Annotated in this window: 18 protein-coding genes and 2 pseudogenes; 18 read left to right on the top strand and 2 right to left on the bottom strand. The window is 42.7% G+C overall.

Translation table 11 applies throughout. The annotated features are described in order from the left end of the window. Positions 1–156: 156 nt before the first annotated feature. Positions 157–1554 (bottom strand): dipeptidase PepV, encoded by a 1398-nt coding sequence (gene pepV, locus M3205_RS22370; RefSeq protein ID WP_251171906.1) that lies wholly within the window; start codon positions 1552–1554, stop codon positions 157–159. Positions 1555–1808: 254 nt separating this feature from the next. On the opposite strand from pepV, the gene M3205_RS22365 reads away from it, so the two are divergent. The 12 genes and pseudogenes from M3205_RS22365 (at position 1809) to M3205_RS22310 (ending at position 16181) form a co-directional block, all read left to right on the top strand. After that, positions 1809–3470, top strand: a complete 1662-nt coding sequence (locus tag M3205_RS22365) for a peptide ABC transporter substrate-binding protein (protein ID WP_251171905.1) — start codon at positions 1809–1811, stop codon at positions 3468–3470. A gap of 145 nt (positions 3471–3615) precedes the next feature. Further along, a complete protein-coding gene (locus M3205_RS22360; protein ID WP_251171904.1) occupies positions 3616–4551 on the top strand; it encodes an ABC transporter permease in 936 nt (311 codons plus the stop codon). A gap of 5 nt (positions 4552–4556) precedes the next feature. After that, positions 4557–5501, top strand: a complete 945-nt coding sequence (locus M3205_RS22355; RefSeq protein ID WP_251171903.1) for an ABC transporter permease — start codon at positions 4557–4559, stop codon at positions 5499–5501. 32 nt (positions 5502–5533) lie between these two features. Continuing rightward, entirely contained in the window at positions 5534–6550 is a 1017-nt protein-coding gene (locus M3205_RS22350; RefSeq protein ID WP_251171902.1) for an asparaginase, read from the top strand. Between the two features lie 30 nt (positions 6551–6580). After that, a pseudogene (locus M3205_RS22345) lies at positions 6581–7471 on the top strand (ABC transporter ATP-binding protein); the annotation flags it as partial. A gap of 186 nt (positions 7472–7657) precedes the next feature. Beyond that, positions 7658–8597: pseudogene (locus M3205_RS22340) on the top strand (ABC transporter ATP-binding protein). Between the two features lie 507 nt (positions 8598–9104). Beyond that, positions 9105–10121 (top strand): LacI family DNA-binding transcriptional regulator, encoded by a 1017-nt coding sequence (locus M3205_RS22335; RefSeq protein WP_251171901.1) that lies wholly within the window; start codon positions 9105–9107, stop codon positions 10119–10121. Between the two features lie 26 nt (positions 10122–10147). Then, on the top strand, positions 10148–11416 hold the full coding sequence (locus M3205_RS22330) for an ABC transporter substrate-binding protein (RefSeq protein ID WP_251171900.1): 1269 nt from the start codon (positions 10148–10150) through the stop codon (positions 11414–11416). Positions 11417–11469: 53 nt separating this feature from the next. After that, the gene (locus tag M3205_RS22325) at positions 11470–12393 is read left to right on the top strand and encodes a carbohydrate ABC transporter permease (RefSeq protein ID WP_251171899.1); all 924 of its coding nucleotides are present in this window, start codon (positions 11470–11472) and stop codon (positions 12391–12393) included. 12 nt (positions 12394–12405) lie between these two features. Beyond that, the gene (locus M3205_RS22320; protein WP_251171898.1) at positions 12406–13239 is read left to right on the top strand and encodes a carbohydrate ABC transporter permease; all 834 of its coding nucleotides are present in this window, start codon (positions 12406–12408) and stop codon (positions 13237–13239) included. Positions 13240–13251: 12 nt separating this feature from the next. Next, positions 13252–14520 (top strand): FAD-dependent oxidoreductase, encoded by a 1269-nt coding sequence (locus M3205_RS22315; protein WP_251171897.1) that lies wholly within the window; start codon positions 13252–13254, stop codon positions 14518–14520. 29 nt (positions 14521–14549) lie between these two features. Further along, the gene (locus M3205_RS22310; protein WP_251171896.1) at positions 14550–16181 is read left to right on the top strand and encodes a glycoside hydrolase family 13 protein; all 1632 of its coding nucleotides are present in this window, start codon (positions 14550–14552) and stop codon (positions 16179–16181) included. 134 nt (positions 16182–16315) lie between these two features. Here the strand turns inward: M3205_RS22310 and M3205_RS22305 are convergent, their stop codons facing one another. Next, the gene (locus M3205_RS22305; RefSeq protein WP_251171895.1) at positions 16316–16840 is read right to left on the bottom strand and encodes an AAA family ATPase; all 525 of its coding nucleotides are present in this window, start codon (positions 16838–16840) and stop codon (positions 16316–16318) included. 608 nt (positions 16841–17448) lie between these two features. On the opposite strand from M3205_RS22305, the gene pgsB reads away from it, so the two are divergent. The 6 genes from pgsB to M3205_RS22275 all read left to right on the top strand — a co-directional run bounded on the left by pgsB (position 17449) and on the right by M3205_RS22275 (position 22812). Then, on the top strand, positions 17449–18630 hold the full coding sequence (gene pgsB, locus M3205_RS22300; RefSeq protein ID WP_251171894.1) for a poly-gamma-glutamate synthase PgsB: 1182 nt from the start codon (positions 17449–17451) through the stop codon (positions 18628–18630). Between the two features lie 15 nt (positions 18631–18645). Then, complete coding sequence (pgsC, locus tag M3205_RS22295; RefSeq protein ID WP_251171893.1) at positions 18646–19095, top strand: poly-gamma-glutamate biosynthesis protein PgsC; 450 nt, start codon at positions 18646–18648, stop codon at positions 19093–19095. 13 nt (positions 19096–19108) lie between these two features. Next, positions 19109–20299, top strand: a complete 1191-nt coding sequence (locus M3205_RS22290; protein WP_251171892.1) for a CapA family protein — start codon at positions 19109–19111, stop codon at positions 20297–20299. A 19-nt stretch (positions 20300–20318) separates the two neighbouring features. After that, positions 20319–21884: a gamma-glutamyltransferase family protein gene (locus M3205_RS22285; protein WP_251171891.1), complete on the top strand. Its 1566-nt coding sequence runs from the start codon at positions 20319–20321 to the stop codon at positions 21882–21884. 4 nt (positions 21885–21888) lie between these two features. Next, entirely contained in the window at positions 21889–22038 is a 150-nt protein-coding gene (locus tag M3205_RS22280) for a CapE family protein (protein WP_251171890.1), read from the top strand. A 63-nt stretch (positions 22039–22101) separates the two neighbouring features. Beyond that, a complete protein-coding gene (locus M3205_RS22275) occupies positions 22102–22812 on the top strand; it encodes a poly-gamma-glutamate hydrolase family protein (protein ID WP_251171889.1) in 711 nt (236 codons plus the stop codon). Positions 22813–22959: the final 147 nt, after the last annotated feature.

The following is a 22959-nucleotide window of genomic DNA, read 5'->3' as shown; positions in this document are numbered from 1 at the left end:
ATCTCGTTGAATTGGATTATGTTTAGAAAGCATATTAATCACCTCAAGCATTGTATTACTTCTATTTTAAATCAAAAAAGACTGTCGACAAGTACGATTTTCATCGAGTTTGTCGACAGTCTGAAGCAAGTGTTAGCTACACTTGCTTTTTTGCCTTTAATGATTAGCTAAATCATAGATCGCCCTCGCGTAAATGGCGGCAGCACTGCATAAATCATCTAGCTCAATGTATTCATCCTTCTGATGTGCGGTGTTTTCCTTTCCGGGAAAAACGGCGCCGAAGGCTACCCCGCTGTTTATGAAACGGGCATAGGTTGCGCCGCCGGTGGTCAGAAGTTCGGCCTGTTCACCCGTTTCTTGTTCATAGGCTTTCTGCAGAATTTTGATAACTGGACTATCATTTGGTACATGGTGTGGCTTATTCTCTCTGATTTCTTCTATTTCAAAGCCGTATTTTAGAGTCGTTTCGCTTAGTTTTTCGATGGTTCTTAAGTACGGTGTCTCAACGGGGCAGCGGACATTAAGAGCAACCATGCCTTCCAGGTTTTGTGTGAAGCGGAAAATTCCCGAATTTACGGTGAGCGGACCGGTAATCTCATCGGAAAAGGAGATTCCTAATTTTTTCCCATAGTGATCATCAGCGAGGCATTCAGAAACAAATGTCACGAATGGGTGCGGGACTTTCCCTGCTAAAAATTGGGCTAGCTTGGAAGCTGCATTGATTCCTTCAAAAGGCTCCATCCCATGTGCAGATTTTCCAGTTAAGGCAAGTGAGAGTGTATCTTTTACCAGTTCAGCTTTTATTTCAAGGTCCTCCTGTTTGCCATATGTGATGAACGTTTCTTTAAGAGTTTCCAGTCCAGCCCCGCTTACAAGTGCCATTGCTTTGTCAGGTACCATATTCCCTTTTTCACCCGCATAAAAGCTTCTTAAAGTAATTGGGCCATGCTGCTCACCTGGCTTTTCTTTAAGCTTGAGGATCGCATTGATCTGCCCTTTCTCAGCGTGGATAATCGGGAATTCTGCATCAGGAGCAAAGCCTGTTAATGCTTCTGGCTCCATTTGCATATATCTTTTCATGCATGACATGCCGCTTTCTTCATCCGTACCAAAGATAACTCTTATTCTATGCTTTAAGGGCAAACCGCTTTCTTTGATGATTTTAAGAGCATAATAGGCAGCCATAGTGGGGCCTTTGTCATCTATTGCTCCCCGGGCATATAGCTTTCCGTTTCTGATTTCAGGAGAAAAAGGATCGGATTCCCACTCTCCAGTGGCAAGAACCACGTCCAGATGACAGAGAATCGCAATATAATCTTTTGCTTCTTCAGGTCCCCATTCAGCAAACCCGGCGTAGCCATCGATATTTTTTGTTCTAAACCCGTCCCTTTCTGCTGTCTGAAGCATAAAATCCAGTGCTTCCTTAACGCCGCTCCCCATAGGTGCCTCTTCTGACTGGCCAGAGAGATCTTTTACACTCTTTATAGAAAGCAGCCGGGATAATTCCTCTATTAATTCTTCTTTTCTATTAAAAACTTCCTGTTTCCAATTCATGTATTTCGCCTCCCTTAATTCATACCTATCTAATATGCAAGTAATATACCAAAACGATTGTTATGAAAAATCAGCATTGATATAGAAAAGAGGTTACCCAATTAGCTTATAATTCCTCTTAATCATTCAAACTGGGTAACCAATTAAACGTCTAGTTGACAGATTATTTCAAATAATGACAATAAAATAAGGATTTATAAAGTTGGCACACTACTTGCATAATTAATGTTTATAAATTTCTAGGGGGTAAAAAAATGAATGCTGCATGGACAAAAAAGATTTCTATCCTGCTAATTGGACTTATGGTTCTATTGGCCGGCTGTAATTTCAGCGGCAAATCTTCAACAGAATCAGGAGAGAATAAAGAAGGAGACAAGCAAGAAGAGCAGGCAGAAGGAAAAAGTGAAAATGTTCTTAACTTGAGCTTGGATAATGACATTCCCGATTTGAACCAAGTTAAAACAACAGATGCAATTTCATTTGCTGTTTTAAATAATGTAATGGAAGGTTTGTATCGCTTAGACGAAAACAATGAACCCCAGCCAGCTATGGCCGAGAGCTATGAAAAGTCTGAGGATGGGCTGACCTATACATTTACATTAAGAGAAGGCATTAAGTGGAGCAACGGAGATCCGGTTACAGCCAATGACTTCAAATATTCATGGCTGCGTTCCATGCACCCTGATACTGCAGGTGCGTATGCAAGCATTTTGACTGATTATATTAAAGGTGGAGCAGAGTTTGCTGCAGGTGAGGCTGAAGCTGATGCTGTTGCGATTGAAGTGAGGGATGACAAGACACTTGTAGTAGAACTTATTCAGCCGACTCCGTTCTTCCTTGGTCTTACAGCTTTCGTGACGTATTTCCCGCTTAATGAAAAATTTGTGTCTGAGCAAGGTGACAAGTTTGCTTTAACATATGATTCGATTTTGTATAACGGTCCATTTGTCCTGACTGCGTATGACCAGGCAAAGGGAGTATCAATGGATAAGAACCAAGAATACTGGGATAAAGAAAGTGTAGCGCTTGAACAAGTCAACATGAAAGTCATTAAGGAGCAAAGCACCGCCCTTAATCTTTATGAAGCAGGCGAGCTTGATAAAGTCTACCTGTCATCAGCAGATGTAGACAGCTATAAAGATAGCCCAGAATTTAATACTGAAACAGAATTCAGAACGTATTTCATCCAATTTAACCTTGGAAAAGAGCCATTTCAGAATAAGAACATTCTTAAAGCCCTGCAATTGGGCTATGATCCTGAAGTCTTAACTAGTGTGGTTTTAAATAACGGATCGGAGCCTGCTTATGGACTGATTGCTTCAGACATGGCTGGAGTTGAAGGGAAATCCTTCCGCGAGCTTCAGGGAGATGTTTTTAAACCTGATGCTGAAAAGGCAAAAGAGCTTTGGGAAAAGGGTGTAGAAGAGCTGGGGAAAACACCTGAAATTGAATTGCTGATCTCGGATGACACTGTTTCAAAGGATACAGGTACTTTCCTTCAAAGTGAATATAAAAAGAATTTAGGCATTGATATCAGCCTGGACACGCAGCCTTACAGCGCCCGTCTTGATTCGATGAGAGCGGACGATTATCAAATGGCTGTTAACCGCTGGGGTGCAGACTACAATGATTCCATGACGTATTTGGATCTATGGGCAAATCCATCCAATCCATTCTTCCGCGGAAATTATGTAAACGAGAAATATAAAGAATTAGTTAATTCGGCAGCTGAAGATGCGGATAATCAGTCCCGTATTGAAAAACTTCTTGAAGCTGAAAAGCTGATTCTTGAAGATGGAGCACTTGGGCCGTTATACTACGATGGTTTATCATTCCTTCAAAAGCCTTACCTAAAAGGTTTGGTCACTCATCCATATGGAGCTTCACCAGATTTAAAATGGGCAACTGTTCAATAAGAGGGGTGAGCGGGGAGAGAAGGAGTTTCTCTCCCTGTTTTTTTAACCCCGTTTACTGTCCGGCTCCAGGCTCCATCGGTCGGCAGGGCGGGAGTTTGTGCATTTTCTTATTGAATAAACCCTGCAACTAGTGGAGGTGTGAAAATTGAAAAAGTATCTTTTTTTTCGGGTCATTAATATTCTTATAACTTTATACATAATTGCCACGGCTACTTTCTTCTTAATGAAGCAGCTTCCAGGTTCACCTTTTGATGAAGAAAGGCTTTCCAGTTTATCGGAAGAGCAAAGGATGGAATTTTACGCGAAATATGGATTGGATAAACCCTTGCATGAGCAATACATCCTTTATTTAACAAATCTGGTCCGAGGGGAAATGGGCGATTCCTTTTATTTTAAAGGACAAGATGTCAGCGGTCTGATCGCCAGCCGTATCGGCCCATCTGCCCTGCTTGGTTTCCAGGCTGTTCTGCTTGGATTTACTGTTGGAATTGTTCTTGGGATTATCGCAGCCTTTAAGCACAATACAATGTGGGATTTTTCCACGATGCTCGTTGCTGTATTGGGGGTATCGGTTCCTAACTTTGTATTTGCGGCTCTCTTACAATATTATGTGGGCTTGAAAATGGGTCTCCTGCCTGTGGCATTTTGGGAGTCCTACTCAAGTTCTATCATGCCGACATTGGCATTGTCTCTTATTGTCATTGCCTTAATAGCCCGTTTTACGAGAAATGAAATGCTGGAGGTTCTTCAGCAGGACTATATGCTGACAGCAAGAGCAAAAGGGTTAAGTCAGTTCAAAGTCATCTATAAGCACGCAATTCGCAATGCCTTAATTCCGGTTATTACGATTCTGGGGCCTATTGTTGTCAGCTTATTGACAGGGTCACTGGTTATTGAAAATATCTTTGGGGTACCGGGCATCGGAAGCCTCTTTGTCGATTCTATAAAAGTAAACGATTATACAACCATAATGGGGCTGACGCTTTTCTATAGCGCATTTTTTGTACTGACTATGCTTGTCATCGATCTCATGTATGGTGTTATTGATCCGAGAATTCGCATTAGCGGGGCAAAGGAGTGAGTGATATGAAGAACGCTGAACCGCTTTTGAACGATGAGGAATTATCTGATGACCTATTTGAAATAGTTGGCAGAAGGGCGGAGGATAGTGAAAAAATAAACCGTCCGCCTTTGTCTGCATTTAAAGACAGCTGGATGAGGCTGAAAAAAAATAAAGGTGCTGTTATTAGTCTGATCGTTTTAACTGTTATTCTGCTCCTTGCGATTTTTGGACCTTATATGAATGGTTATAAGTACTATGAAACAGACTATTCTGCAGCTTATCAGCCTCCAGGTGCAGAGCACTGGCTGGGTACGGATAAGTTTGGCCGAGATCAGTGGACAAGGGTTTGGGAAGGAACACGAATTTCTTTATATATTGCTGTGCTGGCGGCATTTCTTGATCTCCTGATTGGGGTCACATATGGAGCGATATCCGCTATGCTTGGCGGAAAAGTGGATAACGCTATGCAGCGTGTAATCGAAATCCTCGTAGGGATTCCGAATTTAATTATCATTATTTTATTAATAATGCTGATGAAACCAGGGATCTTTACCATAACCATTGCAATGGTTATTACAGGCTGGGTAAATATGGCGAGGCTTGTCCGGGCACAGATTTTCAAACTAAAGGAACAGGAGTTTGTACTGGCAGCCCGATCGCTTGGCTCAGGGAATAAACGGCTAATTCTTCACCACTTGATACCGAATGTAATGGGGTTGATTGTTATTAATATGATGTTCACCATTCCTTCGGCCATTTTTACAGAGGCATTCCTGAGTTTTATCGGGCTGGGTCTGCAGGAACCTCTGGCATCATTAGGGGTACTGATTAACGATGGATTTAAAGGGATGAGAAATCACTTCTATCTGCTGCTTTATCCTGCGATAGTGATTGTGGGCATTATGGTTAGCTTCAATATTTTAGCTGACGGCCTTCGTGATGCGCTCGATCCGAAAATGAGGAAATAGACTTCAAGAATACTAGATGTGGAGAGGATAATATGGAAAACCCAATTGTGGTTTATCGTGGACCGTTCGTTGAGAGCACGCACAATATCCATGTGGCTGTTGTGAATGGGAAGGGCGAGGTCCTCTATTCGTACGGTGACCCGGGGAGGATGACATTTCCGAGATCGTCGATGAAGCCATTTCAGGCAGTAGCCGTTGTTGAGACGGGTGCAGCAGACCGATTTCAATATGAGGAAGCGGATCTTTCTCTTATTTGTGCGTCCCATAGCGGGGAGCATTTTCACAGAAGCCGTGTCATGAATATTTTGAGCAGGACCCATTTAGAGGAAACAGCGCTGCAGTGCGGCACTCATATTCCGAGGGACATGGAAAGCTACAACGAGCTTGTCCGCAGCGGCGGTGAGCTCACGCCTGTTTTTAGCAATTGCTCAGGAAAGCACTCAGGGATGCTGACAGCCGTTGTCCACATGAGTGAGGATGTGGACAGTTACCGGGAAGTAACGCACCCCCATCAGCAGCGGATTTTGGATGTGATTGAAGACGTATGCGGCTATCCGAAAGACCAGATCGATATAAGTGTGGATGGCTGTGGTGTACCGGTTCACAGGCTTCCACTGAAACATGCGGCTATGGGCTTTGCCAGGCTGGCTCAGCCATATGTCTGGAGTGAAGGGGAACGCCCGCGTGCGCTTGAAAGAATACGAAAAGCCATGACGAAGCACCCTGAAATGGTCGGCGGAACAAATCGGTTTGATACAGATTTAATGAAAGCATTTAATGGGCGCATTGCTGCGAAAGCCGGAGCAGAAGGCGTTCAATGTCTGGGCGATGTGGAGACTGGCCTTGGTATTGCCATCAAGGTAGAGGATGGAAATGCCCGGGCGGTGAGTGTAGCCACAATGGAAGTGTTGAAGCAGCTCGGCATCGGGGATGAGCATATTTATCAGCAGCTGTCCGAATATGTGAATACGCCGGTATTAAATGCCAGAAAAGATCGGATTGGACATATAGAAGCAAACTTTCAATTGTCACAGGAGAACGAATGCTGACAGGAAGCTAAGGTAAAGGAGTGAGACCATGTGGAAAAATTGCTTGAATTAAAGAATCTCCATGTTTCCTTTAGTACATATGCAGGCAGGGTACAGGCTGTAAGAGGCGTCAATTTATTTTTGAAAAAGGGTGAGACCCTGGCGATTGTAGGGGAGTCCGGGTCAGGAAAGTCAGTTACTTCTAAAACTATTATGAAGCTTCTTCCAGGCAACTCGGCCAAAATTGACGACGGGGAAATCCTTTTTGAAGGGAAAAACCTGGTTCATTACTCAGAAAAAGAAATGCAAAAAGTCAGAGGCTCCGAGATATCCATGATTTTTCAGGATCCAATGACAGCCCTGAACCCTACGATGACAATTGGGAATCAGATCATTGAGAGTCTTATGACTCATCAAAAGATTGATAAAAAACGATCGGCTTTAAAGGCTATTGATCTATTAAAGCTTGTAGGCATTCCAAATGCGGAAGTCCGGATCAAGCAGTATCCTCACCAATTCTCAGGCGGTATGAGGCAGCGTGTCGTGATTGCAATCGCTTTAGCCTGCAATCCGAAAGTGCTGATTGCAGATGAACCCACCACTGCTCTGGATGTGACCATTCAGGCTCAAATTTTAGATCTGATGAAAGATATTCAAAGAAAGATGGGTACATCCATTATTATCATCACGCATGACCTGGGAGTAGTTGCAAATATTGCGGATAGAGTGGCGGTCATGTATGCAGGCAAAATTGTGGAGACCGGGACTGTAGAGGAAGTCTTTTACAAACCTCAGCATCCATATACTTGGGGGCTTCTCGGCTCTATGCCGAATATGGAAACAAGGGGTGAACTTGTGGCAATTCCCGGAACTCCACCTGACCTTCTGAACCCGCCAAAGGGAGATGCTTTTGCAGAAAGAAATGAGTTTGCACTTAAGGTAGACTACTTGCGGGAACCGCCAATGTTTAAACTGTCTGATACACATTATGCGGCTACATGGCTGCTTCATGGGAAAGCGCCTAAGGTTGAAAAGCCATATGTTATAAATAAAAAGCCTAGAGCAGTAACGAAACCTGTTCAAAATACACCGGATGTTAAAGCAGCAGTCCAGGAGACGTTAGTTGAAATCAAAAACCTTAAGAAGTACTTTCATACAGGGAAAAATGAGGTCTTAAAAGCAGTAGATAATTTATCCTTTACAGTTTATAAGGGTGAGACGCTTGGATTGGTTGGTGAATCCGGCTGTGGAAAATCAACAGCGGGAAGAACCATTATGCGGCTCTATGAAGCTACAGGCGGCGAAAGTGCTTTTTCAAAACGAAAAGGTGCACGGCAAGAAGAATCCGAAAGAGATACTTGATTTTAACCGCAAAGTCCAGATGATCTTTCAGGATCCATATGCGTCCCTTAATCCGAGAAAAACAGTAGCGGATATTATTGCTGAAGGAATTGATATACACGGACTGGCATCAAATAAGGAAGAAAGAAGACAGAAGGTATATGAACTGCTGGAGACAGTTGGTTTGAACAAAGACCATGCCAATCGCTACCCGCATGAATTTTCCGGCGGACAGCGTCAGCGAATCGGAATCGCAAGGGCACTTGCAGTTGAGCCGGAATTTATTATAGCGGATGAGCCAATTAGTGCATTGGACGTCTCGATTCAGGCCCAAGTGGTCAATCTCCTGAAAAAGCTCCAGAGAGAACGCGGGCTCACGTATCTGTTTATTGCGCATGACTTATCCATGGTCAAGCATATCAGTGACCGGGTCGGCGTGATGTATCTTGGAAATCTTGTTGAACTGGCATCATCGGATGATTTATATGATGTACCCCTTCATCCTTATACCCAGGCACTGCTGTCAGCTGTTCCCGTTCCGGACCCTGACAGGGAGAAAACAAGAGAACGTATTGTCCTGGAAGGAGATCTGCCAAGTCCAAGCAATCCTCCAAGCGGATGCCGCTTTCGGACTCGCTGCCCGCATGCTGAAGAAATGTGTGCCAGCACTATTCCAGTTTGGAAAGAAGCTAAGCCGAACCATTGGGTGGCTTGCCATTTGTTCTAACATGAATGATATATTGGATGCCGGTCCTGTGTGACCGGCATTTTTCTGTTCAATAATCTGTAAACCAGTGTAAAAGATAAAAAATAAAGGCTCTTTTCGTGTAAATTGTTGTTTTTCGTTTATCAATGTTGTCCGTTGTTTGCAGTGAGAGGATGCTCAGCGAACCATGGGGCGGGCGGTGAGCCTCCTCGACGCTACGCGTCTGTGGGGTCTCCAACCACCTGTCCCGCTACTCCCGTAGGACGTTGAATAAGCTACCTTGAGTAAACACCGCACGAAGAGAATGATCTCGCACCTTCCACTATAATCAACTCCGTAAATATAATATAAATAGCAACAAACTTTGTGAAAACAGCCAAAAAAAAGAGGGAATTTTATATTGACAGTCATTTCCGAAAAGTCTATCATTATGTTAACGCTAACATAATATCTTTTGTTTAAGTGTTTTTTTATCAATAAAAATGTTAACGTTAACATTTTTGAGAAAGAGTAAGAAGGATGATGCCGGTGACTCGAAGTTCAAATTTAATAGAAGTAGCAAAAGCTGCCGGAGTCTCTAACATGACCGTATCCAGAGTCATCAATAATAGCGGTAATGTGTCAGAGAAAACCAGGCAAAAAGTATTAAAGGCAATAAAAGAACTTAATTATCAGCCCAATTTAATTGCCAGAAGTCTTGCAAGGAAAAAAACGAACATTCTTGGGCTTGTCGTATACACCGAACAAGGCGTCCACCCTGCTTTTTATAATGAGATTATTAACGGAGTTCAGAAGGGGGCATCTGAATTAGGGTATGATCTGCTGGTTTTCGCAAATCGTGAAGATCAATCATACAGCGATCGGATCACTCATTCCAGCTTTGTTGACGGTGTGATATTCATGGGTGTAAAGATTAATCAGCACGATATCAGGAATGTACATGAAAAAGGATTTCCATATGTCTTTATCGGAAAGAGGGAGATTGAAGGAATTCATCCTTATTACATATCTCCTGATTATGTGAAAGGCACAAGGATGGCAGCTGAACACTTAATAGAGCTGGGTCATACGAAAATAGGGTTCATAGGACAATCAAGAATCATTGAACCTGACTATGATAAATTGCTCGGCTACCAGGAAGCGCTATTTAAGCACCATGTTGTCTATAATCCTCAGCTTGTTTTCGAAGAGAGCCAGACGCAATTGGATGGATACAATGCGATGAAAGAATTGCTGAAGCAGAAGCCAACAGCTGTGATTATTAACAACACGTATGCAACGATTGGGGCAACAACTGCCATTAAGGAAGCAGGCCTTCAGATTCCTGAGGATATCTCTGTTATTGGATTTGATGATAACCAGGAGCTTAATGAACAGTATAATGACTTTATTGGGCTGGAGCTTTCCACTATCCGAATCCCTAAGGTGGAGCTGGGCAAGGAGGCAGCAAGGATGGCGATTTCTTTACTGGAAGGAAATGAAACGCCTAAGGCTAATTTTATCGATCTTCACTTTATGAAAAATGATTCATGTAAAAAATTATAAATTCATATTTTTTGAGGAGGATTAAGATGTTAAGAAAAAGTAAACTGTCTTTGCTGTTCGCATTCGTCCTTATTTTATCTTTGTTTGTAAGCGCTTGCGGAGGAGGTAAGAGCGGGGGCGGTGAAGATGGAAAAGTCGAGCTCCGCTTCATCCTTAATAATGACAGCCCAACTCTTGTAGAGCAAATTAAGGAATTTGAAAAAGAAAATCCCGACATCAAAGTAAACGTTGAAAAAATTCCTTTAGATCAATTCTTTGAAAAAATTGAAACCATGATTGCTGGGGGCAGAACACCTGACTTATTATACACTCCAGTACTTGCAACTCAGCGATATGCCAATATGGATCTGCTTCTGGATGTTTCCGGCGATCTTAAGGATGAGAAAGATGATTTTCCCCCTTCTGCTCTTGTGAGTGTAAAGAATGGAGATAAAGTAGTGGGGGTCCCTCATTTTACAGACAGCATTGCCGTTTTCTATAATAAAGATCTTTTTGAAAAAGCTGGCGTGAAAGTACCTGATTCCATTGAAACAACATGGAACTGGGAAGAGTTCGCTGCAGCTGCGGAAAAAGTAAAAAGTGCCAACAACTTAAAATATGGTGTCAGCACAGGAAGTGATGTATCACAATTCCTTCCATTCCTTTATCAAAATAAGGGAACTGTTTTAAGTGAAGATCAAAAATCTGCGGGAATCAATTCTGCTTCCTCCATTGAGTCCATCGAATTTTTCAAATCATTATTTGATAAGGGTCTGGCTTCCAAAGAGTCCTTTATCGGGTCAGAAAAATCAGATGAGCTATTTAAGCAGGGTCAGCTGCCAATGGTTATTACTTTCTCTGGGCTGATCAACTCGTTTGAAGAAGATATTCAAGGGTTTGACTATGGCGTGACATACCTGCCGAAAAAAGAAGAAACAGCAACGAAGCTTGGCGGAGCAAATATTGTTTCCTTTAAAGAGACAAAGCATCCAAAAGAAGCAATTAAGCTGATGAAATACTTAACAAGCGAAGAGAAAATGGCTGAGTTTGCTGCGAAAGAAGGCGTGGTTCCTACCCGTACAAGTGCACAGGGATCTGTGGATTATGGGGCCATTGATGAAGGGATGCAAACCATTATTAACGAGATTAATAGTGTTCCTGAATTTGCGGTGAAAGATTTCTCAATTCCTGAATACGTAGGCTATAAATCCATACTGACGAGCGAAATGCAATCAGTAATCTTAGGTGAAAAGTCTCCAAAAGAAGCTGCTGAATCTATGGAAAAACAAATAAACAATTCGGTGCTGAAAAAATAATGAAGGATGGAGGGGCAGCTTCCCCTCCTTTCTAATTCCAGGGGTGATATTACATGGATTTAGTCAGGTCAATAGAAGTGAAAGAGGGACGCAAACATCTATCGGCAAAACGATATAAATGGAAACAAAAGTTAACTCCGTTTGGATTTATGTCACCTGTTCTTCTTATTTTCTCCCTATTTTTATTCTTCCCGGTTTTATTTGCTTTCTTTATGAGCTTCCACCAATGGGGAATGATTGGAACGCCCGAATTTGTAGGCGTTGAAAACTATGTGCGTCTATTCAAAGATCCGCTTTTCTGGATTTCGATTAAGAACACGCTAATCTTCTCTCTTTCTGTTCCTTTAAAGGTAGCCATCGCTTTATTTATTGCGGTGCTTTTGAATCAGAAGATAAGGGGCTTAGGATTTTACCGGGCTGCCTTTTTCTTCCCGGTCGTTCTTTCCATGGTTGTCGTCGGATTGGTCTGGCAATGGATGTTTAGTCCAAGCTACGGATTTATCAACTATGTATTAGAAAAGCTTGGCTTGCCTCTGCAGAATATGCTGATTGACTCAGATCAGGCCATGATTGTTCTGATAATCGTAAGTATCTGGAAAGGGCTGGGGAGCAACCTGCTGTTATTTCTTGCCGGTCTACAGGCCATTCCGAGCAGTGTATACGAAGCTGCAGAAATCGATGGCGCTAGTTCCTGGCAGAAATTTTGGCATATTACCGTACAGCTCCTGAAGCCTACAACTCTATTTGTACTCATCATTACGTTAATCGGTTCATTTAAAATATTTGATCTGGCGTATGTCATAACAGGCGGCGGACCTGGCACAAGCACAATGGTTCTTGTTCATTATATTTATCAGGAGGCATTCCAGCGATTTGATATGGGGTATGCATCTGCTGCAGCATATGTATTCTTTATCATTCTATTTATTTTAACGCTGGTTCAAATGAGAGTGTTTAAATCCGACAGTGAATTCTAGGAGGGACCTTCTTTGAGCAATAGAAGCAGAGAGATGTTAAAGCGAATACCTTTATATGCATTTTTGATATTAGGTTCAATTGGGATGCTTGTTCCATTTGTCTGGATGATTTCAAGTGCTTTGAAGCCCAATAATGAAATCTTTACAAGTCCTCCTACATTCCTGCCAAAGGATGCAAATTGGGGAAATTTTATAGCAGCATGGAACTCGGGAGATTTCACTCAATATTTTATTAACACGTCGATTATATCAGTATTAACAACAGTCATTACCTTATTTATCTGTTCTTTGGCGGGATACACGTTTGCGAAATTTAACTTTATGGGAAAGAAGCTGCTCTTTCTGTTATTTCTGGGAACGATGATGATTCCCATGCAAGTCATCATGATTCCGATCTTTCTGATGATGTCAAAAATCGGTTTATTAAATTCTTATTGGTCTGTTATCCTGCCGCTGGTGGCAAACGCTTATGGGGTTTTCCTGATGAGGCAGTTTATGAGCACCATTCCAACTGAGCTGATGGAAGCGGCCCGGATTGACGGATGCTCGGAATTCCGGATTTTCTGGCAGATTATTTTGCCTTTAACCAAACCGGCACTGGTCACCCTGGGAATCTTAACGTTTCTTGGAGCCTGGAATGAATTTTTATGGCCATTAATTATGCTGGATTCACCAGATATGATGACGCTTCAAGTCGCTTTAACGCAGTTCCAGGGGCAGTATGAAGTGAAATGGAATCTTTTAATGGCTGCATCTGCCTTATCCATGATTCCGATTGCTTTAATCTTTATTGTTTTTCAGCGTTATTTAGTAGAAGGAATTGCATCATCAGGAGTAAAGGGATAGGGGGAATTGGAAATGGAAATGTATACTCAGATAAAAAACATAGAGATCTCAAAACATGCCGATGTAATCGTAGCAGGCGGTGGTCCTGCAGGGGTTGCAGCAGCCATCGCATCAGCAAGGCAGGGTGCCGATACGATCCTGCTTGAACGCAATGGTTTTTTAGGAGGAATGGGCTCAGCTGCACTTGTAAATCCGTTTATGAGCTTTTCTTCAGGGAAAACCCAGCTCGTTAAAGGCATCTTTCAGGAAATGATTGATCGCTTGAAGGAAGCGGGAGCATTCGGAGGAGGCGGGCATTCCTGGTCCTTTGATCCTGAAGTGTATAAATATGTCCTGAATGAAATGGCACTCGAAAGCGGGGTCAGGCTTCAATTCCATTCTTTTGTGGTGGATGCGGTAACAGAGGGGAATCTGATTTCAGGAATAATCATTGAAAGTAAATCGGGACGCCAGCTGTTAAAAGCAAAATCATTCATTGATTGTACGGGGGATGGAGACCTGGCAGCAAGAGCAGGAGCGGAATTCAAGATTGGACGTGAGTCTGATGGCCAGTGTCAGCCTGCCAGCATTATGTTCAAAATGGGCGGAGTCACAAACCGGAAAAAAGCTTGTGAATATGCCGTTGAAGATGAAAGGCTTCCACAGGGAAGGGTATTATTTTTTAAGATGCCCCGTGAAGGAGAGGTCATGATCAATATGACCCGTATCGTCAACGTGGATGCTCTGGATGTGGATGATTTAACGAGAGCTGAAATCGAAGGCAGAAGGCAAGTCAAAGAGATTGTTGAATACATGCAGGAAAACGTGGAAGGGTTTGAAAGCTCTTACCTGGTTACGACAGGCCCGCAAATTGGCATTCGTGAATCACGCCGGATAATGGGTGAATATGTTTTAACGGCTGATGATGTATTGGAATGCCGAAAGTTTGATGATGCGATTGCTTCCTGTTCCTATATGATTGATATTCATAATCCAACAGGGGCCGGGACTGAGAAGGTGATTCTGCCGAAGGGTCAATGGTATGACATTCCGTACCGCTGTTTGCTTCCAAAGGATTTCGATAACCTTTTGGTAGCGGGGAGATGCATTTCTTCTACACATGAAGCACATTCCTCCCTCCGCATTCAGCCGACATGCTATGCAATGGGCCAGGCAGCCGGCATGGCCGCAGCGATGTCTGTCGATCAGGGCATCCACCCTAAAGCACTTAATGCGGAAGAGTTAAGAAGCAATCTATTAAAAGAGAATTGCTTTATCCGGGAAATTATTTCATCAAACTGACCAGTTGATGTAAAGGCGGGGGAATTTTCATGAAAAAAACATGGTGGAAAGAAGCAGTGGTCTATCAGGTGTATTGGAGAAGTTTCTATGACTCCAATGGAGATGGAATCGGAGACCTGGAAGGCCTTTTGTCAAAGCTGCATTACATTAAAGATCTTGGGGCAGATGTCATCTGGCTGAATCCAATGTATCAATCACCTGACAAAGATAATGGGTATGATATCTCAGATTATTATGGGGTCATGGAAAAGGCAGGGGATATGCAAACTGTCGAGCGGCTAATCACAGAAGTTCATAACCTTGGTATGAAAATAATAATGGACTTAGTCGTTAATCACACGTCAGATCAGCATCCATGGTTTCTGGAGTCCAGGGCATCAGAGGATAATCCGAAAAGAGACTGGTATATCTGGAAAGATGCTAAAGATGGAAAAGAACCAAACAATTGGCGCTCCTACTTCGCTCCCTCTCCTTGGACATGGGAGGAGAAAACGGGCCAATATTACTTCCATTCATTTGCTGCAGAACAGCCTGACCTGAACTGGGAAAATCCCGAAGTGCGCGAAGAAATCTACAAAATCATGCGCTTTTGGCTTGATAAAGGAATAGATGGATTCCGTATGGATGTTATTAATCTGCTGGCAAAACAGAAAGGCTTTAGGGATGCTGCTGACCCTTATGACCTCTCCTACTTAGGCAATAACCCTGGAATCCATGAGTACCTGCAGGAAATGAACCGTGAAGTCCTTAAGCATTATGACATCATGACAGTGGGAGAAATCCCATTTGTCACCCCTGAAGATGGCTTATTATACGTTGGGGAAGATCGAAATGAACTTCATACCTTATTCCATTTTCAGGTGGCTGATGATATGCCATCCTGGGATATGCTGCGCTATAAGGAAATTCAGAAGAAGTGGTATGAAGGATTAAAGGGGAAAGGCTGGAACTCCCAGTTTTTAAACAACCACGATCATACCCGGCAGGTGACCAGATATGGAAATGATGGGGAATACCGTGCAGAATCGGCTAAATTACTCGGTACACTCGTTCATACCATGCCGGGAACTCCTTATATTTTTCAAGGGGAAGAAATAGGAATGACCGGTGTATGTTTCGAAGATATTTCGGACTACCGCGATATCGCTATGAAAAATAAGTACAATGAGCTGGTTGAACGAGGAGAAGATCCTGTTCAAGTCCTTAAAGATCTGCAGCCTTTAAGCAGAGATAACTCACGGACACCTGTACAGTGGGATGACAGCGAAAACGCCGGTTTCACAAGCGGTAGTCCATGGATAAAAGTAAACCCGAACTACAAAGAGATCAATGTAAAAAGGGAGCTTGAAACGCCGGATTCTGTCTTCTGTTATTATAAAAAGCTGATTTCATTGCGGAAAGAAAATGAAGTCATGGTTTATGGGGATTATGAGGATCTCTCTGATGGCCAAGAAGAATTGTATATCTATACCCGGTCTTTATGGGAAGTTACCTGGCTGATAGTCCTTAATCATAGTGAAAGAACAAATGAGGTCAAATTACCGGAGATTGCACATGACGGGAAAGAACTTCTGCTTGCAAATTATGTGGAAGTTCCCGAGGAAGAATTAGCACAAAAGTTCATCCTGAGGCCTTTTGAAGCAAGGATTTATAAAATTTAAAACTAGATGTACTCCGCTTTACATAAAGGAGATGCCCGAGAGAGCATCTCCTTTGCTATTATTCAAATCAGAATACTTTTTCTGTACTGGTTTGTCCAATAGTATCAGCTCCACCCTTCATTAAGTATGAACTGCTATTGATTGACCAAATTAAATTGTGAAAGGTTAATAATATCCTTTGCGATTTCATCTGGCATTTTATGTGAAGTATCATAAAGGTAGGGCGTATTAACCGGTGTGTTTTCCAACTGTTTCAGCAAAAAGAGGGAACGGTCTATTAACTGTGGATCTCCCCGTTTTTTTAAGCGTTCGATTAACTTGCTTTCATCCGCTCGTAATACTGCATATTTAATATGGAGATTCTGATGGGCAAACTGTCTGCAAAACCATTCCAGCTCATCTTCAATAACTGTATCAATAATAACACTGTAATCGTGCTGAATTAGTATTTGTGTTGTCGAAATGATATTTTTCCACATGATGGCTAACATCTCAGCCCAAGGCGGTTCAGACCCTTCTCCGTACATGGATAAGTAGTCATCTCCTTTGATAAGAGCACTTTTTGGTGTGTTTTGAGCAAGCAGCTTGGCAAGGGTGGATTTACCGACTCCGCAGGGGCCTGAAATCAAATAAACTGTTTTTTCTTTAGTTGTATTCATTAGTATCTCCTCTCTTTTGATAGCAAATTGAAAGTCAAGTTAGAATTTTTGCATTCTTTCGGGCAAGAAAGGTCAGATAGCAAAACCCTCTGATTTGAATTGGAGCCATTAGTCCTATGTTAATACAAAGTCAATTTTATGGAGGGTATAGTTGACAGGTCAAAGAAAAATTATATATAAACAAAACTGGATTGGGAAAGCGCTATTGCTTGAATCCATGTCATACTTACAGTCTAGGGAAAATGAAAAAAGGGAACGGTTTAGCTAAATAGTACGATTAAAGAAGCCCTGCAGAGATTCTGCAGGGCTTCTTTGGATTAAATCACAACCTAAAAAACCCTTCCAATTACACAATTATACTTCAAACCCAAATTATATTAACATTCCAGTTTCCTTACATTTAAAGAAATATAAACATATAAATACAAAGTTTAATAGATATCTAATCATAAAGTATCAATGTGAAAAGGTGTAGAGTCCCCGTCAGAGCCGTTAACGGTTATAGAAGACCCATTCAGTATTTTAGTATAATTTCCGGGTTGTATACAGGTTTGAAACCATGTAGCCTTGTACAGTGTTAAAAATAAATCCAAAGAGAGGTTGTTCAAATGGCTCTCATCATAATATGTTCGTTATTCCTTATTATCTATGGAATAGTGGAGCAGCGAAAGCACCAGAAGAGGCTGGATTCAATCCCGGTCCGTGTAAATGTGAACGGTATACGTGGAAAGTCGACCGTTACACGTCTGATCACTGGTGTGATTCAAGAGGCAGAATATAAAACAGTCGGGAAAACTACGGGTACCTCAGCCCGGATGATCTACTGGCATACAGATGAGGAAAAACCGATTAAGCGCCGGCCGGAAGGTCCCAATATCGGTGAGCAGCGCCGGGTTGTCGAAGAGGTGGCTGAGCTTGGAACAGAAGCGCTTGTTTGCGAATGTATGGCTGTACAGCCTGATTATCAGCTGACATTTCAGAACAAAATGATCCAGGCCAATATAGGAGTAATCGTGAATGTGCTTGAAGATCATATGGATGTGATGGGTCCTACTCTTGACGAGGTGGCGGAAGCTTTTACGGCAACCATTCCTTATAATGGCCACCTGGTTACGATCGAGAGTGAGTATCTGGACATGTTCAGGAAGATTGCGGAGGAACGGAACACGAAAGTAATTGTAGCGGACAACTCCAGAATTACAGAGGAATTCCTGCGTAAATTTGATTACATGGTATTCCCTGATAATGCGTCCCTTGCATTGGCAGTGGCCGAGGCGCTTGGAATTGATGAAGAAACGGCATTCCGGGGAATGCTGAATGCGCATCCTGACCCGGGAGCAATGAGGATTACCCGTTTTGGCGACAATGCCAATCCGTCCTTCTTTGTGAATGGCTTTGCAGCTAATGATGCGTCATCTACTTTAAGAATCTGGGAGCGTGTGAGCACTCTGGGGTACAGCACAGAATCACCAATTGTCATCATGAACTGCCGTGCAGACAGGGTGGATCGTACGGAACAGTTTGCACGTGATGTTCTTCCTTATATTAAATCCGAGGTTGTGGTGGCCATAGGCCAGACAACTGAGCCGATCACAGATGCCCATGAGGAAGGTAAGCTGGATACAAAAGTTTATCTGGATCTGGAAGATTATTCAACGGAAGAAATTATAGCTGAACTTGAGCCTTATTTGGAAAACAGAATAGTGTATGGGGTCGGAAATATTCATGGTTCAGCAGAACCGCTGATCGACGCCATTAAAAGAATGGATATTAAAAGAAAAGCAAGTTAAGGGGGAGGGATACAAATGTTTGGTGCCGATTTATATGTTGCCCTTGTTTTGGGTGTAACACTAAGTCTTATTTTTACAGAAAAAACAGGTGTCTTGCCTGCAGGCCTTGTTGTGCCTGGATATTTAGCACTGGTTTTTAACCAGCCCGTATTTATGGTTGTGGTCTTATTAATTAGTATCTTAACTTATTTGATTGTGACACACGGCATTGGCAGATGGGTGATTTTATATGGCAGAAGAAAATTTGCTGCCATGCTGATAACCGGGATTTGCCTGAAGCTGGTCCTGGATTATTTTTACCCGGTCATGCCATTTGAGATCTTTGAATTCCGCGGAATCGGGATCATTGTACCAGGATTAATCGCCAACACAATTCAAAAACAAGGTATGCCATTAACACTTGGCAGTACGCTTCTGTTATCCGGCTTAACGTTCGGAATCATGAACGTGTACTACTTGTTCTAGGGAAGTGAATGGAATGAAGCGAACCTTAAATTTTCAGGAAAAACTGCTTATTTTTATCAAAAGGACGAAGTATAAAAACCTTCGCTATAGTGCTGTTGTTTTACCGATTCTGGTTATCTTCCTGGTCGCTTCGACATGGATTGGGAGAACAGATGAAGTGAAGGACATTGAACCGCGGAAAGATCAGAAGCTGACGATGACGATGGTCGGCGACGTGATGATGGGTCGGCATGTGGAAGAAGTGACGAAAAGGCACGGTGCCGATTATCTATTCCGTCATGTAAAGCCGTATTTTGATGCTTCTGATTATGTGAGCGGGAACTTTGAGCATCCCATCTTAAAAGATGATGTAAATAAATATGAAAAAACAGATAAAAGCATTCATCTGCGCACTGATATGGATGCCATCCATGCGGTTAAAAATGCAGGCTTTACGGTCATGAACCTTGCCAATAACCACTTGATGGATTACGGAGAAGAAGGGCTTCGCGACACCTTGGATGTGTTTAACCGCTACAACATGGATTATGTTGGCGGAGGAGAAAATCGCAAAGAGGCCAAAGAGCATATCAACTATCAGGATGTAAATGGCGTTCGTGTGGCAACGCTTGGTTTCACCGACGCATTTGTAGAGGGTTCGATTGCGACAAAAGACCGAAACGGTCTATTGAGTGCAAATCCTGATGTGTTATTTGACATGATTGAAAAGGCGAAAAATGAAAACCATGGAAATGCCGATTTGGTTGTGGTTAATGTTCACTGGGGACAGGAGTATGACACGGAAGCTACTCCCCGCCAGAAAGCACTGGCGAAAGCAATGGTCGATGCCGGGGCTGACATCATCATCGGGCATCATCCCCATGTGCTTCAATCGTTTGATGTATACAAAGATGGAATCATCTTTTACAGCCTAGGCAATTTCGTATTTGATCAGGGGTGGACTCGTACAAAGGATTCTGCGATGGTCCAGTACAACTTGACGGAAGATGGTACAGCAGCAATCGATGTGATTCCTCTTCAAATAGAAGAAGCTGCACCAAGGTTGGCCACAGGCTATTTTGACCAGCTTCGGGTGTTTAATCAATTGACGAAAGAAACCGCTGAAAATGTATATTGGTCCAAGAAGGATAATAAAATCGAGATTATTGCCAATCATAAGCATGTAATTGATCGCATGAAAAAAAGACAGGAAAAAGAAAATTAATTTTTAAGGGGGCACCGTATTGAGAAACCGAACTTTTTGGCAAATGATTGTTTCTGTTTGCCTGTTAACCGGTTGTACGAGCGTGCCCCCTGAAAAAAGCACTTTGAAAACTCAAACCGAAGTATTCTATGGGGTCAGTGCCTCACATCCGATTGCAGTTGATGTCGGGATGGATGTCTTGAAGAATGGAGGCAATGCAGCAGATGCTGCCATTGCCATTTCCTACATCTTGGGCGTTGTTGAACCGTTCGCCTCAGGAATTGGCGGCGGCGGGGGAATGCTGGTCATTCCTGATGAGGGTGAACCTGACTTTATCGATTACAGGGAAATCTCTCCTTCAAATTATAACGGCAGCGGAGTCTCCGGTGTTCCCGGACTGGTAGCCGGGATGGAGGAAGTTCATCAAGAATACGGCACTATTGATATGAAGAAACTGATCTATCCGGCCGTTAAATATGCGGAAAATGGGTTTGAGGTTGACCGGGGATTTTCCCATCGGCTGGAGACAGCCAAATACAGAGTGTATTCAGACAGTACGAGTATCTTTTATCCTAAAGGTAAAGCCATACTGCCCGGGGAAATTCTTGTTCAAAAGGATCTGGCAAAAACGCTGAGAATGATTCAGGAAAAAGGCAGTGCAGGCTTTTATCAGGGAGATATAGCGAAAGCGGTCAAAGCAAAAACCGGCATTCCGCTTGATGATTTTAAGAGGTATAAGGTTAAGCATGCGGATCCGGTTCAGGGATCATTTGCAGGCTATGAAGTATTCACGGCTCCCCCTCCTTTTTCGGGAACAACCTTGCTTCAAATGCTGAAGCTGGCGGAGGAGACCGGCTTGAATTCTCGGGATCAGGCTGATTACATCGACAGAATCGGTAAGATTGCAAAAGTATCCTATGAAGATCGCAGGACGCACATTGGAGACGGTGTAACTGCCGGGGAAATGTCAAAGTACATCACAGATGAACACATTTCACTTCTCGAGGATAAGCTGGCTAAGGCTAGCGGGCATGCGGAGGAAGAGGAAGAGCATGAAAGCACGACCCACTTTGTAGTCATGGATCAGGAGGGAACGGTGATTTCCGCGACCAATACCTTAAGTAACTATTTCGGTTCCGGGGCGTATACAAAGGGTTTCTTTTTGAATGACCAGCTGAAGAATTTCGCAAGTGGCGGAATCAATGGGGAAGCTCCCAATAAGCGGTCAAGAACATTTACAGCCCCTACCGTCATGATAAGCCCTGATGAAGTCATCGGGATTGGTTCGCCTGGAGGAAACAGAATTCCGCAGATCCTCATGCAGGTCATTTACTCCTATGCAAGGGGAGAAGGGGACCTTCAGGAAATGGTGAATCGTAACCGTTTTACATTTGAAGACAGCATAATCTATACGGAATCTGAATTCCCTCAGGATGTTTTGTCAGAGTTAGAGAATCGAGGTTATCAGGTTATTCATAAATCTTCTCCTATGTTTTATGGGGGAGTTCAAGGGCTCATTATGAGCCGAAAAGAAAAAACAATGTCCGGTGCGGGCGATCCGCGGAGAAACGGCATTTGGAGAGCAGAAAAAGAAAAGGGGAAATAGGGACATGAACACAGTTAAAAAAGTAACAGGATGGATCTTGCCAGTCGTACTTGTTGGAACTTTATTAATCACAATGAACACACTTAAACGCACAGATACGTTAACACCTGATGAACAGAAGAAAATTGAGCAGCATCAAAATGGACAAGCATAAAAAGTCATAGAAGTAAGCGGAACTATATCTGCTTACTTCTTCTTATAGTTAGGAGTTTTTTCCGTGTTGCGCATAAGTCTTTTTAGCATCGTTATTATATTGCTGATACTTATCATCAAATCATGTCTGCCAGGCAATTCGGGACCTGAAGAATATCGCAGCTTTGCCGAATTGAAAAAATATGAAAAAGAGAATATCGATTACCGTATCAAGATCTTTGAGCGCAAGCCTGAAGTGGCCATCTTTGCGATACATGGGGGCAATATTGAAATCGGGACCGGCGAATTGGCAGAGGACTTGGGTGAAAGGCTTGATGCAAGCACCTATATCTTTGAGGGGCTGAAACTAAAAGACAACAGAATTCTCCATATAACATCTACCCTCTATGATGAGCCGGCTGGTGTTCAAATGGCGGAGAAGGCCATAACTAGCCTTTCAATTCATGGTCACCGGGATGTGAATGAGGAAAAAGTCTATGTTGGCGGCAGAAATAAGAAGTATAAGAAGTATGTAAAAGATGCCCTCGAAGATGCGGGGTTTGATGTGGAAAATGCACCTGACCGGCTTGGCGGAACAGGCAAGAAAAACATTGTGAACCGCGGCAAAAAGGGCGGGGGAGTGCAGCTGGAGCTTTCAACGAAGCTGAGGAAAAGCTTCTTTAAAGACCATGACTTTGCCATGAACAACCGAAAGCAGCAGACCGAAAACTATAAAGATTTTTTAAAAGCACTGAAAAAAGCAACAGAGAAATATAAAGAAAAAGAGCTGGATTAAAGAAGACTGCCTAGTGAGATTTAACGGGTTCGGTTCAGAGGGAGAAAACAGTAAATAGTAATACATTTGGAGGTTTAAATCGCAAGCGATTTAGAACCTCCTTTTTTATTATTAAATCAATGTTTGTTTCACTTTATTATTACAATC

This window comes from Cytobacillus firmus, from assembly GCF_023715565.1.
Taxonomy (GTDB): domain Bacteria; phylum Bacillota; class Bacilli; order Bacillales; family Cytobacillaceae; genus Cytobacillus; species Cytobacillus firmus_C.
This window is presented reverse-complemented; position numbering and strand designations above follow the sequence as displayed.

Excerpts from the sequence above, each read along its gene's own strand:
- M3205_RS22290 (WP_251171892.1), top strand. The coding sequence starts at position 19,109 with ATGAAGCGAACCTTAAATTTTCAGGAAAAACTGCTTATTTTTATCAAA.
- M3205_RS22310 (WP_251171896.1), top strand. The coding sequence starts at position 14,550 with ATGAAAAAAACATGGTGGAAAGAAGCAGTGGTCTATCAGGTGTATTGG.
- M3205_RS22315 (WP_251171897.1), top strand. The coding sequence starts at position 13,252 with ATGGAAATGTATACTCAGATAAAAAACATAGAGATCTCAAAACATGCC.
- pepV (WP_251171906.1), bottom strand. The coding sequence starts at position 1,554 with ATGAATTGGAAACAGGAAGTTTTTAATAGAAAAGAAGAATTAATAGAG.
- M3205_RS22305 (WP_251171895.1), bottom strand. The coding sequence starts at position 16,840 with ATGAATACAACTAAAGAAAAAACAGTTTATTTGATTTCAGGCCCCTGC.
- M3205_RS22365 (WP_251171905.1), top strand. The coding sequence starts at position 1,809 with ATGAATGCTGCATGGACAAAAAAGATTTCTATCCTGCTAATTGGACTT.
- M3205_RS22280 (WP_251171890.1), top strand. The coding sequence starts at position 21,889 with ATGAACACAGTTAAAAAAGTAACAGGATGGATCTTGCCAGTCGTACTT.
- M3205_RS22355 (WP_251171903.1), top strand. The coding sequence starts at position 4,557 with ATGAAGAACGCTGAACCGCTTTTGAACGATGAGGAATTATCTGATGAC.
- M3205_RS22330 (WP_251171900.1), top strand. The coding sequence starts at position 10,148 with ATGTTAAGAAAAAGTAAACTGTCTTTGCTGTTCGCATTCGTCCTTATT.
- pgsC (WP_251171893.1), top strand. The coding sequence starts at position 18,646 with ATGTTTGGTGCCGATTTATATGTTGCCCTTGTTTTGGGTGTAACACTA.
- pgsB (WP_251171894.1), top strand. The coding sequence starts at position 17,449 with ATGGCTCTCATCATAATATGTTCGTTATTCCTTATTATCTATGGAATA.
- M3205_RS22325 (WP_251171899.1), top strand. The coding sequence starts at position 11,470 with ATGGATTTAGTCAGGTCAATAGAAGTGAAAGAGGGACGCAAACATCTA.
- M3205_RS22350 (WP_251171902.1), top strand. The coding sequence starts at position 5,534 with ATGGAAAACCCAATTGTGGTTTATCGTGGACCGTTCGTTGAGAGCACG.